Origin of the sequence: Streptomyces griseorubiginosus, from assembly GCF_017614965.1 — a bacterium.
Lineage (GTDB): Bacteria > Actinomycetota > Actinomycetes > Streptomycetales > Streptomycetaceae > Streptomyces > Streptomyces griseorubiginosus_B.
In genome coordinates this window covers 1-13424 of record NZ_WVUG01000246.1, presented here as the reverse complement: position 1 = coordinate 13424, position 13424 = coordinate 1, and the positions used below count along the sequence as shown (strand labels likewise).

The 13424-nt window shown below is 71.1% G+C and carries 13 protein-coding genes; 7 read left to right on the top strand and 6 right to left on the bottom strand.

Going from position 1 to position 13424, the window contains the following annotated elements:
* The first annotated feature begins 244 nt into the window (after positions 1 to 244).
* The gene (locus GRC12_RS32880; RefSeq protein ID WP_208783285.1) at positions 245 to 913 is read left to right on the top strand and encodes an HAD-IA family hydrolase; all 669 of its coding nucleotides are present in this window, start codon (positions 245 to 247) and stop codon (positions 911 to 913) included.
* Between the two features lie 48 nt (positions 914 to 961).
* On the opposite strand, the gene GRC12_RS32875 is transcribed toward GRC12_RS32880, so the two are convergent.
* Positions 962 to 1909, bottom strand: coding sequence for a peptidoglycan-binding domain-containing protein (locus GRC12_RS32875; RefSeq protein WP_308286693.1), 948 nt, complete (start codon positions 1907 to 1909; stop codon positions 962 to 964).
* Between the two features lie 201 nt (positions 1910 to 2110).
* Here GRC12_RS32875 and GRC12_RS32870 point away from each other — a divergent pair, with 201 nt between their 5' ends.
* Positions 2111 to 4156 carry an MDR family MFS transporter gene (locus tag GRC12_RS32870; RefSeq protein ID WP_208783278.1) on the top strand — a complete coding sequence of 682 codons (2046 nt, stop codon included), beginning with the start codon at positions 2111 to 2113 and terminating at the stop codon, positions 4154 to 4156.
* Here the strand turns inward: GRC12_RS32870 and GRC12_RS32865 are convergent.
* Positions 4149 to 4643, bottom strand: coding sequence for a GNAT family N-acetyltransferase (locus GRC12_RS32865; protein ID WP_208783276.1), 495 nt, complete (start codon positions 4641 to 4643; stop codon positions 4149 to 4151). The two genes, GRC12_RS32870 and GRC12_RS32865, sit on opposite strands and share 8 nt — an antisense overlap.
* Before the next feature lie 11 nt (positions 4644 to 4654).
* On the bottom strand, positions 4655 to 5278 hold the full coding sequence (locus GRC12_RS32860; protein ID WP_208783275.1) for a dihydrofolate reductase family protein: 624 nt from the start codon (positions 5276 to 5278) through the stop codon (positions 4655 to 4657).
* Positions 5279 to 5452: 174 nt separating this feature from the next.
* On the opposite strand from GRC12_RS32860, the gene GRC12_RS32855 reads away from it, so the two are divergent.
* On the top strand, positions 5453 to 6103 hold the full coding sequence (locus tag GRC12_RS32855) for a hypothetical protein (protein WP_208783274.1): 651 nt from the start codon (positions 5453 to 5455) through the stop codon (positions 6101 to 6103).
* 5 nt (positions 6104 to 6108) lie between these two features.
* Entirely contained in the window at positions 6109 to 6738 is a 630-nt protein-coding gene (locus tag GRC12_RS32850) for a hypothetical protein (protein WP_208783273.1), read from the top strand.
* Here the strand turns inward: GRC12_RS32850 and GRC12_RS32845 are convergent.
* Complete coding sequence (locus GRC12_RS32845; RefSeq protein WP_208783268.1) at positions 6727 to 7161, bottom strand: J-domain-containing protein; 435 nt, start codon at positions 7159 to 7161, stop codon at positions 6727 to 6729. The genes GRC12_RS32850 and GRC12_RS32845 overlap by 12 nt on opposite strands.
* Before the next feature lie 80 nt (positions 7162 to 7241).
* On the opposite strand from GRC12_RS32845, the gene GRC12_RS32840 reads away from it, so the two are divergent.
* Positions 7242 to 7631 (top strand): FHA domain-containing protein, encoded by a 390-nt coding sequence (locus GRC12_RS32840; RefSeq protein ID WP_133041283.1) that lies wholly within the window; start codon positions 7242 to 7244, stop codon positions 7629 to 7631.
* 27 nt (positions 7632 to 7658) lie between these two features.
* Here the strand turns inward: GRC12_RS32840 and GRC12_RS32835 are convergent, their stop codons facing one another.
* A complete protein-coding gene (locus GRC12_RS32835; RefSeq protein ID WP_208783267.1) occupies positions 7659 to 8327 on the bottom strand; it encodes an O-methyltransferase in 669 nt (222 codons plus the stop codon).
* Between the two features lie 99 nt (positions 8328 to 8426).
* Positions 8427 to 9785, bottom strand: coding sequence for a glycine betaine/L-proline transporter ProP (gene proP / locus GRC12_RS32830; protein ID WP_208783266.1), 1359 nt, complete (start codon positions 9783 to 9785; stop codon positions 8427 to 8429).
* A gap of 343 nt (positions 9786 to 10128) precedes the next feature.
* On the opposite strand from proP, the gene GRC12_RS32825 reads away from it, so the two are divergent.
* Positions 10129 to 12174, top strand: coding sequence for a bifunctional glycosyltransferase 87/phosphatase PAP2 family protein (locus GRC12_RS32825; RefSeq protein ID WP_208783265.1), 2046 nt, complete (start codon positions 10129 to 10131; stop codon positions 12172 to 12174).
* A gap of 87 nt (positions 12175 to 12261) precedes the next feature.
* The coding region (locus GRC12_RS32820; protein WP_368861569.1) for a CHAT domain-containing protein at positions 12262 to 13424 on the top strand (1163 nt) is incomplete at its 3' end.

Here is a 13424-nt window from a genome sequence, read left to right as displayed (position 1 = left end):
GTGTGGGGGCTGTGGGAGGCGGTCGCGGGCTGAGCGGCGCGGGTCGGCCCTGTGCCGAGCTGAACGGCCGGTGAACTCTCCGCCCGGTGCTGGCGGATGCCGGTACGATTTTGTACCGTGGAGAAACAAAGTGGTCCCCGCCCGTTTTCCCTGACCGGCGGGCGGGGCGCTTTGTCCCTTCCGGGGGTTGCCCGACTCCCGGGTTTTGCTCGACGTGCCCTCCCGCCACGCCTTGGAGCTGCCGATGACGGTCACCACCGTGCCCACCGTCCTGACCGCCCGCGCCCTGCTGCTGGACATGGACGGCACCCTCGTGAACTCCGACGCCGTCGTCGAGCGCATCTGGCGGCGCTGGGCCGAGCGGCACGGGCTGGACGGCGACGAGGTGATGAAGGTGGCCCACGGACGTCAGGGACACGCGACCATGGCGCTGCTGCTCCCCGACCGCCCTGTGGAGCAGAACCATGCGGACAACGCCCGCATGCTCGCGGAGGAGACCGCGGACGTCGACGGGGTCGTCCCGATCCCCGGAGCGGGCCGGTTCCTGGCGTCGCTGCGGGGCCTGCCGCACGCGCTGGTGACGTCGGCGGACGTGGCCCTGGCCACGGCGCGGATGGGCGCGGCGGGCCTGGAGCTGCCCGAGATCCGCATCACGGCGGAGTGCGTCGGCGCCAGCAAGCCCGACCCCGAGGGCTTCCTGAAGGGCGCCGCCGAACTGGGAGTCGACCCCGCGCAGTGCGTGGTGTTCGAGGACTCCGCCGCGGGCATCGCGGCCGGACGCGCCGCCGGCATGCGCGTGGTGGGCGTCGGCCCCCGCGCCGACTTCCACGACCCGGACGTCGTGGTGCGCGACCTCACCCAGGTACGAGCGGAGGCGACCACGGACGGCGGAATCCGGCTGTACGTCGGCTAGTCCGGCGCCCCAGCTCGGCGAACCGCCGTCGCTGGACCTGCCCAACCGTCACGGCTCGGTCGTCTCCGACTCCAGGTGGGCTCGGGTCACGAGGTCGTACACGCCGTACTCCGGGACCTTGAGGCCTCGGGCCTGTTGGTAGCGCCTCACCGCGTCCTCCACGGCCTCGTTGTAGTGGCCCGTGGGTGTGCGGGTGTAGAGGCCCAGTTGGGTGAGGCGCAGTTCCAGTTCGGTGACCTCGGGGCCCTCGGAGCCGCGGCGGAGGACCGGGGGCTGGGTGTTGGGCTGGGCGTTCGGCGCGCCGACGGTGCCGGTGGCCGTGACCGTGGGCGGAGTCGTCGCCGGCTTCGGCGAGCGGGAGGGGGTCGGCGAGGGACTCGGTGCCGTGGACGGGGTCGGTGAGGCGGAGGCCGAGGAAGTGACGGACGGGGTTGGAGCGGCGGACGGCCGCACCGGGACCGCGCGGCCCGACGGCGGCACCGACGCCGTGCTCGGCGACGTGTCCGGCACGCTCGCCCGGACGTCGTGCGGCAGCGCGTCGTCCCGGGAAGGCGGCTCGTAGGAGAACAGCCCGCTCGCCAGCCCCGCCGCGGCCACCACGGCGACGACCGCCCCGGCCGCGCCCAGCAGCACGGTACGGCGACGGCCGCGCGGCCGTCCGGTGTCGTCCCCCGGTTCGTGTTCCGTGTGCTCCGACTCGAACAGCCGCACATCCTGGGTGCTGGGCCCGCCCTCCGAGGGAGCCGGCGTCGCGGCCGGGCCCCGTTCCTCGGGGCGGAACGTCCGTAACGGCATCGTCGTGCCGGCGTCTGTGCCCTCCAGCTCCACGTACGGCCGTATGCGCAGCGGGTCGAAGTCCTCCGCCGCTGCCGCCTCCGCCGTGCGGGTCTCGCGCAGGGCCTCGGACGCGCGCCGGGTGCAGGCGCAGGACGGCGTGTTGTCGGCGTCTCTCGGTGCTCCGCACTCCGGGCACCGCCGACCCTCCGGGTCTGTCACGCGTTCGTCCCTCCCTCCACTCGGACACACGCTCGCCTCGCGAGCTCCAAGGATTATGCAGATCTTCTCCATCCCATCTCCCACAAGCCCCCGGAATCCCTCCTTCCGCAGGACTCGACAGGCCATATCCGGTCACTCCCACCACGATGGGAAATCACGGCGGAACACGCCGCGGAACGACTTGAACCCAGGGAGGCCTTCATGGCAGGGGATGCGCCCGCTGTGGCCGGGCACGTACGGCAGGCACGGGACCCGCACGTGCCCGGGAACGTCCTCGTCTCGATCGGCGCACTACTGCTCGGCATGCTGCTCGCCGCGCTCGACCAGACCATCGTGTCGACCGCGCTGCCGACGATCGTCAGCGATCTCGGCGGGCTCGAGCACCTGTCCTGGGTCGTCACCGCGTACCTGCTGGCCTCCACCGCCGCGACCCCCCTGTGGGGCAAGCTCGGCGACCAGTACGGGCGCAAACGGCTGTTCCAGACCGCGATCGTGATCTTCCTGGTGGGCTCCGCGCTGTGCGGCATGGCGCAGAACATGCCCCAGCTGATCGCCTTCCGTGCCGTCCAGGGGCTCGGCGGCGGCGGGTTGATGGTGCTGTCGATGGCGATCGTCGGGGACGTCGTACCACCACGGGAACGCGGACGCTACCAGGGGCTGTTCGGGGCCGTGTTCGGGGCGACCAGTGTGCTCGGGCCGCTGCTGGGAGGACTGTTCACCGAGCATCTGAGCTGGCGCTGGGTGTTCTACGTCAACCTCCCCGTCGGCGTCGTCGCGCTCACCGTGATCGCGGCCGTGCTGCGCATCCCGCGCAAGGACACCCGGCACGTCATCGACTACCTCGGCACCTTCCTCATCGCCTCCGTCGCCACCTGTCTGGTGCTGGTGGCCTCGCTCGGCGGCACCACCTGGGACTGGGGCTCACCGCAGATCGTCGGGCTCGCCCTGCTCGGCGTCCTCCTCGCCGTCGTGTTCGTGCAGGTCGAGCGGGCCGCCGCCGAACCCGTCCTGCCGCTGAAGCTGTTCCGCGTCCGCACCTTCACGCTCTCCGCCGTCATCAGCTTCATCGTCGGCTTCGCCATGTTCGGCGCGATGACCTACCTGCCGACCTTCCTGCAGGTCGTGCAGGGCGTCACGCCCACCCTCTCCGGTGTGCACATGCTGCCGATGGTGTTCGGCCTGCTGCTGTCGTCCACCGTCTCCGGACAGATCGTCAGCCGCACGGGCCGCTGGAAGGTCTTCCCGATCACCGGTACCGCCGTCACCACGATCGGCCTGCTCCTGCTCCACCGGCTCGACGAGAACAGCTCCACCGCCGTGATGAGCACGTACTTCTTCGTCTTCGGCCTCGGACTCGGCCTGGTCATGCAGGTGCTGGTGCTCATCGTGCAGAACGCGGTCTCCTACGAGGACCTCGGCGTCGCCACCTCCGGCGCGACCTTCTTCCGCTCGATCGGCGCGTCCTTCGGCGTGGCGATCTTCGGTACGGTCTTCGCCGGCCGTCTCTCCGACAAGCTAGCGGACGCCTTCCGGGGCGCCCGGCTGCCCGGCGGGGTCTCGGCGGACGCGCTCAAGTCCGATCCGCGCGGCATCGGTTCGCTCCCACCCGCCCTGCGCGCCCCCGCCGTGCACGCGTACGCCTCCTCCATCACCGACGTCTTCCTGTACGCGGCCCCCGTCGCGCTGCTCGGCTTCGTGCTCGCCTGGTTCCTCAAGGAGGACAAGCTGCGCGGCTCGGTCACCGCGCCCGACGTCACGGAGACCCTGGCCAGCAACCCGGTCGAACGGTCCTCCTACGACGAGGTGTGCCGCGCGCTGTCCGTGCTCGGCACCCGGGAGGGCCGGCGCGAGATCTACCGCACCATCACCGAGAAGGCGGGCTACGACCTGCTGCCGGGCGCGAGCTGGCTGCTGCTGCGGATGAAGCGCTACGGCTGGGTCGAGCCGGGCGTGCTCGCCGAACGCAGCCCTGTGCCGCTGGAGGTCATCCTCGACGCCGCCCGTCAGGTCGAGGAGCGGCGCCTGGCCGTCCGGGAGGGCCTCGACCTCGTCCTCACCGACACCGGCCGCGAGGTCGCGGACCGGCTCTCCCGGGCCCGCGAGGACTCCCTCGCCGAACTCCTGGGCGACTGGTGGGGCCCGGACCGCCCGACCGACCTCGTCCAACTGGTGAAGGAGTTGAACGACGAGATGTGCGGCTCGGAACGCGAACAGCCCCAGAAGGGCCGGACGACCGAGCTCAGTTGACCAGCTCCTTGCGGAACCAGTGCTCGGCGTACGGGTCGTCGTTGTGCGCCTGCGTCTCGCGGTATCCGAGCCGCGCGTACAGGGCACGCGCCTCCACGAGGTCGCCGCGGGTGTCGAGGACCAACCGCCGGGCGCCCAGGGTGCGGGCGGCCTCCTCGGCGGCACCGACGAGAAGCGGGGCGCCGCCCTTGCCGCGCAGCTCCGCGGCCACGAACACCCGGGTCAGCTCGGCGGTCGTCTCGTCCAGCAGCCGTACGCCGGCCGAGCCGGCCGGGACGCCGTCGTACCGGGCGACGAGCAACAGGCCGGTGGGCGGGGCGAGTTCGGAACCGGGGTTGGCGGCGATCTCCCGCTCCAGCTCGGCGGGGTCCGTCCGGTGCCCTTCGTGCAGGAGGTACCAGCGGTCGCTGACCTCCGTGTAGTACGCCCGCCACAGGGCGGCGGCCACGGCCGAGTCGACGGGCTCCGGGGCTACGGTCCAGGTCATGGACCGCATTCTCAGCCGGACGCGGGCACCTTGCGCAACCGGATATGCGTGACCTCGGGGGAGTCGAGGACCTGGGTCTTGCGCCACTCGATGTGCTGGTCGCCGAGGTTGTCGAACAGCCGGCGGCCGCCACAGGCGAGCACCGGCACGACGTGCAGCAGCAGCTCGTCCAGCCACCCAGCGCGGATGAACTGCTGGACCAGGTCGGCGCCGCCCGCCAGGGAGACGTCCTTGTCGCCGGCCGCCACGCGGGCCAGCTCCAGCGCGCGCCCGGGTCCCTCGGTGACGAAGTGGAAGGTCGTGCCCTTGCGGACGAGGGGCTCGCGGGGGTGGTGGGTGACGACGTACACCGGCGCGTGGAAGGGCGGCTCCTCGCCCCACGGGATCTCGCCCGTGATGAACATGCCGTGACCCATCACGACCGCGCCCGGCCGCTGGACGTGCTCGGCGATCAGGTCGTCGTCCGGGCCCGTCGCCCCGCCCTCCATCCCCTGCATCCTGCGGAAGCTGCGCAGCCCGAACACCCACGAGTGCATCCGCTCCCCGCCGATCCCCAAGGGGTGCTCCCGCCCCGACTCGGGGCCCGCGATGTACCCGTCCAGCGACATGGCCAGCCGCGCGATGACCTCACCCATGATCATGACCTCCTCGGAATCCGGCGCCCTGGTGGCGCCCTCACCCTGCCGTCGATCGGGCCCCGGCTCTTTCGACACGCCGGTCCGGTGGATTTCGGGCGCAGTTTGAGCGGGGGTTCGCGGGCAACCCGGTCAAAGAACCGGCCCGAGGGGCCGACACACTGGAAGGCACCCATGTCCACAGGCTTGATCATTGCTCTGATTGTGATCGTGGCGGCCGTGGTCGTTGTCGCGGCCGTCCTGACCTCGCGCGCCCGGGGCCCGCACGGCGGCCGGAACCTGAAGCGGCGCTTCGGGCCCGAGTACGACCGGACGCTGGCCCGGCACGACGGGGACACCCAGGCCGCCGAGCGTGAGCTCACCGAGCGCGTGGAGCGGCACGGTTCGCTGCGCGAGCGGGCGCTGGAGCCGGCTCAGCGCGAGCAGTTCGAGGCTCGCTGGGCGGCCGCGCAGGAGCGGTTCGTCGACTCGCCGCGGGAGGCGGTCGCCGAGGCCGACCGACTGCTGTCCGAGCTGGCCGCCGTGCGCGGCTTCCCGGACGGCAAGTACGAGGAGCAGCTCGAGGCGATCTCCGTCCACCACGGTCACCACGTCCACGGCTACCGGCGCGTCCACAGCGTCGTCAGCGGCGGCGCGGGCGGCCGGGACGGCGAGCGGGCGGACACGGAGGAGCTGCGGGAGGCCATGGTCGAGGCCCGAGCCCTCTTCGAGGACCTGACCTCGCCGATCCACCACGCCGACGAGAAGTCCACGGCCCCGGCGGCCACCCGATCGAACGGCCACCTCCCGTTCGCCCTCAACCGACGTCACGTGAAGGGCAGTTGAGCGACATGACCGACGCAACGACCGGCCCGGGTACGGGCGCGAGGAAGAGTGCCGACGCCGACGGGACCACGCGGCGGACGGCGGCACCGACGCCGGACGAGACCGAGCGCGAGACCATCGAACGGAACCCGGAGAACGTGGCGGGTGGCGACAGCGGCCACGGCCGGACGGTCCCTCCGTTCCCGACCCCGGACGAGGCCCGCTCCGAGGACACCGGTGCCTCCCGTACCTCCGGCACCACGGGTGTCACGGACACCACCGAGCTCACCGAGCCAGGCACCGCCGCCTCCGGCCCGGGTTCGATCACCTCCGGCACGGGTTCGAGTACCTCGGGCACCGGCTCCACGGCCCGTCTGCTCCCCCATGACGAGTGCGACAAGCTGGAGCTGCGGCTGCGGCAGGCGGTCTCTGGGTTCGTCGACGAGCCGCGGAACGCCGTGCGGGAGGCCGACCAGGTGGTCGAGGAGATCGCCGGCCGGTTCGCGGAGGCCGTGACCCGGCGGCGGCGCACCCTGCGGTCGTCCTGGCAGGACGGTGACGAGGCCAGGAACAAGGGCACGCACCCCGACACCGAACAGCTCCGGCTCGCCCTGCGCGACTACCGTGAGCTCGCCGAGCGCCTGCTACACGGCTGACTCTCCCGCCGACTCTTTTGCCGCCGTCCGGCGCCTGTGCCACTCGCGTACGACCTCTTCGACGTCGTACGGCTTCATCCCGAGTGGAGGCCCGGGCGGCGGCTTGAACATCATGTCCCGGATCTTGACGTTGACGTCCGTGACGATCTTGCGGGCGATGCGTTCCGAGGGCGCCGCGTACGCCGCGGCGAGGGCGTCCTCGGCCTCCTTGCGCAGGGCGAGGGTCGGTGGCAGGACCGAGAGGCCCTCACGGGCCATCTTCTGCCTGATCCACCACAGTTCGTCGTACGTGGTGTCTGTTCCGGCGGGCAACGGCTTACCCGCTCCGGGCAGTTGGGCGAACTCTCCGCGTCTTTCCGCGTCGCGGATCTGTTTGTCGACCCAGGACTCGAACGGGACGCCCGGTGGCTTTCGCTCGGTCATGACTCCATTGTGCCGGACGCGACCTGGCCGGGCGATTTATCATGCGCCCGCTGTGTAAGGACACTTCACGAGGAGCGCACGTGCTCGAACTGACCATGGCCACCGTCTCCGGGGAAGAGGGGGCCACGGCGGGCATGCTGATGGCCGACGCGCCGAGCGAGCCCGGTGCCGTGCTGCGGGTGGGCCGGGACAAGTCCGCGTGCCGACTGGTGACGCCGGATGACTGGCTGTTCGTCTCCCGGGTCCATCTGGAGTTCCTGTGCGGCCCGGAGGGCACGTGGCAGGTGACCTGGCTGCGCGGTTCGCAGCCCGACCCGTCCTCCGAGGTCCGGCTGGTCGTCGGGGAGTACGCGCAGCCGCTCGCCTACGGCGGGACGGTGGCGTTGCCCCGGGGCGGCAACGGCGAGATCGTCATCCGCGACCGCACCGCCCCGCGCAGCGTCAACGTGGGGTTCTTCCACGAGTTCTAGCCGAGGCCCGTGGGGCGGCCGCGCCGCCTACAGCACCCGCGCCAGCGCGAACCCGTCGTACCCCTTGCCGCCGACCGTCTGGACGGCCGTACCGGTCAACCTGGGGTGTTCGCCGATGAGGTCGATGGCGGCGCGGGTGCCCACGACGTCCGGGGAGGTGCTGTCCGCGTCGGCGACCCGGCCCTGCCGTACGACGTTGTCCAGGACGATCAGGCTGCCGGCGCGGGTGAGCTTCAGCGCCCACTCCACGTAGTGCGCGTTGTTGACCTTGTCCGCGTCGATGAAGACGAGGTCGAAGGGGGCCGGGTTCTCGTCGGCGAGCTTGGGCAGCGACTCCAGGGCGGGGCCGACGCGTACGTCGACGAGCCGGTCGAGGCCGGCGCGCGCGATGTTGCGGACGGCGACCTCGGCGTGCTTGGCGCTGTACTCCAGGGAGACCAGCCGGCCGTCCTCGGGCAGGGCGCGGGCCAGCCAGATGGTGCTGTAGCCGCCGAGGGTGCCGATCTCCAGGATGGTGCGGGCGCCCTGGATCTGGGCGAGGAGCTGCAGCAGCTTGCCCTGGGGCGCGGTGACGGCGATCGACGGAAGCCCGGCCGCCTCGCCGTCGCGCAAGGCCGCCTCCAGCACCTCGTCATCGGGCGAGAGCCGGGTGGTGAAGTAGGTGTCAACGGCGTCCCAGAGCTGCGACTCGCTCATTCCCCTGTGCCTTTCGCTGGCCTGGTCCATGCGGTCGGTTAAGAATTCTAACTAGGCTCCCTAACGAGCGGACGGATCACGGGTTCCGCGGACGGGAGCTCAGCGCTCCACCGACGGGGCCGAGCCCGGGAGGGGGCGGCCTGCTGATTCGTTCATGAACCAGACCGCGATTCCGCCGATCACCGCCGCGGCCATCATGTAGTACGCCGGCATCATCATGTTGCCCGTCGTGCTGATCAGGGCCGTGACCACCAGGGGGGTCGTGCCGCCGAAGAGGGAGACCGAGATGTTGAAGCCGATGGAGAGGGAGCCGTAGCGGACGCGGGTGGGGAACAGGGCCGGGAGGGCGGACGGCATCGCGGCGGTGAAGCAGACCAGGAGGAGGCCGAGCGCGCCCATGCCGAGGCCCACCGCGGCGAGGCTGCCCTGGCGGATCAGCAGCAGGGCCGGGACGGAGAGGGCGAGGAAGCCCGCGCAGCCGGCCGCGATGACCGGGCGGCGGCCCACGCGGTCCGTGAGGGCGCCCGCGAAGGGCTGCACGATCATCATCAGGGTCATCACCGCGAGCACGACCAGCAGACCATGCGTCTCGTCGTAGTGGAGCTCACTGGTGAGGTAGCTCGGCATGTACGACAGCAGCATGTAGTCGGTGACGTTGAAGACCAGCACCAGGCCGACGCAGAGGAGGAGGGCCTTCCACTGGGTCGTGATCATCTCGCGCAGGGGGATCTTCGGGCGGTCGGACTCGGCCTTCTCGATCTCCGCCGCGAAGGCCGGGGTCTCCTCCAGGCGCATGCGCAGGTAGAGGCCGATGACGCCCATCGGTCCGGCGATCAGGAACGGGACGCGCCAGCCCCAGGTCACCAGGTCGTGCGGGGAGAGCAGGGCCGTCATCAGGGTGACCAGGCCCGCGCCGCCGATGTAGCCGGCCAGCGTGCCGAACTCCAGCCAGCTGCCCAGGAACCCACGCCGCTTGTCCGGCGCGTACTCGGCGATGAAGGTCGACGCGCCCGCGTATTCACCGCCGGTGGAGAAACCCTGCACCAGCCGGGCCAGCAGGAGCAGCAGCGGCGCCCCCACGCCGATCGTCGCGTACGACGGGATCAGGCCGATCGCGAACGTGCCCGCCGCCATCATGATCATCGTCACGGCGAGGACCTTCTGCCGTCCGATCCGGTCGCCGAGCGGCCCGAAGACCATGCCGCCCAGCGGCCGTACCAGGAAGGCCGCGGCGAAGGCGCCGAAGGTCGACAACAGCTGGGCGGTCGGGTTGCCGGACGGGAAGAACACCTTGCCCAGCGTCACCGCGATGTAGCTGTAGACGCCGAAGTCGAACCACTCCATCGCGTTGCCCAGCGCGGCGGCCTTCACGGCACGGCGGACCAGGGCGGGCTCGGTGGCGGTGACCTCACGGGATCGGGTGGGTACGGACGGGACGGCGGCTGTGGCGGTGGCCAAGACTTCGCTCGCCTGCCTTTCATCGGGGACAGAGGCAGGGCCCACGCGGCAGCGCTGGCGGCAGGCCGAAAAGCGACCATAGGCGCACTTGTCGCCCTCACGGGTCGTACGCAAGTCGTTGCACCCTGCACCTAAATGCCGCCTACGCAGGTGCGTCTGCCCGCCGCCGAGAGCTTTCCGCGGGCTTTACCTGTGATCCATCTCGCTACCCCCGGAGGCAACCCCACCCCCCGCGGACTATCGTCATCCAGACAAAAGGAGGCCGGACGACAGGTGAAGCCGGGGTAGCCTGCGTCTTCCTCCGGGGGTTGAAAGAAACAATGGGGCGGGAGGCCGACGGGGCGTGGCGAACGTGGAGCATGGCGGGCGACCGGCGGAAGCCTTCAAGGCGACGGCTGCCGAGGCGGTCAGGGGACGCCTGCGCGCGGCCCGCCTGGGCCTGTGGCTGGTCGCGGCGGTCCTCGCCGTCCGGCAGATGGCCGTCGTCCTCAGCACGCCCAGGGGCGAGCGGCTGACGGATCTGGAGACCTGGGTCGGCCCGAACGGCGTCCTGCACGTCAAGGGGTCGCTGTACGACTCCACGCAGTTCACCGGCACCCCCTTCGGCGGTCTCGTCCTCAAGCCGCTCACCCGTGCGGCCGAACAGGCCCTCGGCTGGGGCTGGACCTTCGGCACGCTGCTGCTGGTGGTCGCCCTCGGCCTGGTCGCCGCCCGCGCCCTGCCCCAGCCCGTCAGCCGCCGCACCTCCCAGCTCGCCGCGCCGGTCGCGATCAGCCTGCTGATGCTCTCCCTGCCGGTGCGCAACGCCCTCTGGCTCGGGCAGATCAGCATCCTGCCGGTGCTGCTCGTGCTCGTCGGCTGCTTCGTCGTGCGGGGCGAGCGCGCCAGCGGCCTGCTGATCGGCCTCGCCGCCGCCCTCCAGCCGACCGTGCTGCTCTTCGCCCCGCTGCTGTGGTTCACCGGCCGCCGCCGGGCCGCCGTCTCCACCGGGCTCACCTTCGCCGCGGCGACCGCGCTGGCCTGGGCGGCGCTGCCGCACGACTCGTACACCTACTGGGTGCACCACATGGCCGGCACCGGCCTGGGCGGCAAGGCCGACGACCTCGCCAACCAGTCCCTGCACGGCGCCCTGCTCCGCCTCGGCCTCACCGGCCCCCTGGAGATCGCCCTCTTCTTCGCGCTCGGCGCCGCCGTCGCCGTCCTCGGCGTCCGCCGGGCCGTCCGCTACGCCCGCGACGGCCAGCTGCTGCTCGCCGTCGCCGTCACCGGGTGCGCGGCGATCGCCGTGTCCCCGACCACCTGGCAGCACCAGCTGCTGTGGGTGCTGCTCGCGGTCGTCGGCCGGGTCGGCAAGCGGGCCTCGGACCGGTACGTGTGGCCGGTCGCCGTCGTCCTGGTGATGACGCTGCCCGCGAAGATGATGCTGCCGAACATGTCGGCGATGGACCCCCTGCGCGACAACGTGGTCCTGCTCGCGGCCCTCGCCGCGGCGACCGTGGTCCCGTTCCTGTCGCGCACCTCGCCCTACTACCAGGCGCCGGTCCCCACGAAGTACGCGGAGCCGGTCCCGGCGCGGCTGAAGCACGTGCCGCTGGTGCCCCAGCTGCGCCGGGTGCTGTCCCGCCCCAACCTCCTGCTCGAACTGCTCCTGATCCGCGTCACCTACGCCGCCTACCAGAAGGTCAGACTCGCGGCGACCGGCGGCACCAACGCGGGCGGGCGGCCGCGGGCCGAGGCGCACGGACACCAGATCCTCGACATCGAGCGGTTCCTGCACATCGACGTCGAGTACAGCGTCAACCACGCGGTCGCCAAGATCGACTGGCTGCGGAGCTTCTTCGGCTTCTACTACGAGTCGTTCCACTTCGTGGTGCCGCTGACCGTCCTCGCCGTCCTGTACTGGCGCCGCCCGGTGGACTACCGCTGGGCCCGCTCGGCCCTCGGCTTCGCCACCCTCCTCGCCCTGGTCGGCTTCTGGCTCTACCCCCTCGCCCCGCCGCGCCTCCTGCCCGGCCTCGGCATCATCGACACCGTCCACGGCGTCCAGGACTTCTCCAAGCCGGACTACGGCACCCTGACCGCCCTCACCAACCAGTACGCGGCGATGCCCTCGCTGCACTTCGGGTGGTCGCTGTGGTGTGGAGTGGTCATCGCGGTCATGGCGCCGAAGTGGTGGATGAAGGCGCTCGGCCTGCTGCACCCGTTCTTCACCGTCTCCGCGATCGTCGCGACCGGCAACCACTGGGTGCTGGACGCGGTGGGCGGCGCGGCCGTCGTCGGCGCCGGTTTCGGGCTGACGTATCTGCTGCAGGGACCGCGGGCGCGGAGCGCGACGGCTGCCCCGGTGAGCAGTGAGCCGGCGTTGGTGAAGGAAGGGTCACCGGGCTGATCCGGCACCGCCCCGCGGCCGATTGGACGCCCCGAAGCATCGGGTGTGGACTGGAGTTGGGGGTGTTGGGGGGTCGGAGGTGGCGGGATGGAAGGGCTGCCGTTTCGGCTCGACATCATCGAGAGCGACACTCAGTGGATCGTGAAGTGCTCTTCTGAGTGCGGTGAAGCGAGCGTACGGGTGCCTCCTCCCTATTCGGAAAGTGAGCTGATCGCCGCCCTGTCCCAGGTGGAACTCTCCCTGGCGAAGTCGTACAGCCTGAACGTCACGCGCGGGACGACGGCCCCCGAGAAATCCGTCCGGGAATTCGGGAAACGTCTGGCGGAATCGATCATTCAGGGTTCGATATCCGTCCAGTTCGACCGGTGCAGAAGTCGCGCCAAGGCGGAGAAGAAGCCGATGCGCGTGCTTCTGCGGCCGGACGGCCGGCATGTGTGCCGTATTCCCTGGGAGTATCTGGTCGATCCGTCCCGCGGTGACTATCTCGCCCTCTGCGTACCGGTCGTGCGAGACCTCCAGCTCATGGATCCGATATCCCCGCTGCCCCTTTCCCTTCCGCTCCGGGTGCTCGGAATCTCGGCCATCCCGAGCGATCTCCCCGAGCTGGACGAGAAACAGGAACGGGAGAGGATCGCGCAGGTCTTCCGGCAGCAGAGCTCGGACAACGTGGACGTCCACTGGCTCCCCGGAGACCGGTGGCAGGACCTCGCGCAGGCGCTGCGCTCCGACACCTGGCACGTCCTGCACTGCGTCTGTCACGGGGGTTACGACGAGGAGAGCGACACCGGATACATCCAGCTCTCCGGCGCCGACGGGTCGGCGATGCGCGTCCAGGCCAGGGATTTCCAGCGGCTGATCGAGTACAGCCCGCATCTGCGCCTCATCGTGCTGAACGCCTGCGAGTCCGCGGTCAGCGGACCCGAGGACGTCTTCTCGAGCACCGCCGCCAGTCTCGTGCGAGCGGGTGTGCCGGCCGTCGTGGCCATGCAGTACGAGATCACCGACCAGGCCGCCTTCGTCTTCGCGTCCTTCTTCTACGAGCGGATCGCCGAGGGACTTCCTGTCGACCGCGCGGTGATGCTCTCCCGCGAGGAAGTGAAGATGAGCCTGGGCAGCCTGGAATGGGCCACACCGGTCCTGTTCCTCGCGTCGGACACGACCCAGATCTTCTCGTCCCACCCGAAGACGCCCCCCGCTCCGTCGTCGGTCTCGCGGAGGCCGCCCTCCACGGCGGCGGCGCCGCCCTCCCC

Excerpts from the sequence above, each read along its gene's own strand:
- GRC12_RS32880 (WP_208783285.1), top strand. The coding sequence starts at position 245 with ATGACGGTCACCACCGTGCCCACCGTCCTGACCGCCCGCGCCCTGCTG.
- GRC12_RS32870 (WP_208783278.1), top strand. The coding sequence starts at position 2,111 with ATGGCAGGGGATGCGCCCGCTGTGGCCGGGCACGTACGGCAGGCACGG.
- GRC12_RS32865 (WP_208783276.1), bottom strand. The coding sequence starts at position 4,643 with ATGACCTGGACCGTAGCCCCGGAGCCCGTCGACTCGGCCGTGGCCGCC.
- GRC12_RS32860 (WP_208783275.1), bottom strand. The coding sequence starts at position 5,278 with ATGGGTGAGGTCATCGCGCGGCTGGCCATGTCGCTGGACGGGTACATC.
- GRC12_RS32855 (WP_208783274.1), top strand. The coding sequence starts at position 5,453 with ATGTCCACAGGCTTGATCATTGCTCTGATTGTGATCGTGGCGGCCGTG.
- GRC12_RS32850 (WP_208783273.1), top strand. The coding sequence starts at position 6,109 with ATGACCGACGCAACGACCGGCCCGGGTACGGGCGCGAGGAAGAGTGCC.
- GRC12_RS32845 (WP_208783268.1), bottom strand. The coding sequence starts at position 7,161 with ATGACCGAGCGAAAGCCACCGGGCGTCCCGTTCGAGTCCTGGGTCGAC.
- GRC12_RS32835 (WP_208783267.1), bottom strand. The coding sequence starts at position 8,327 with ATGAGCGAGTCGCAGCTCTGGGACGCCGTTGACACCTACTTCACCACC.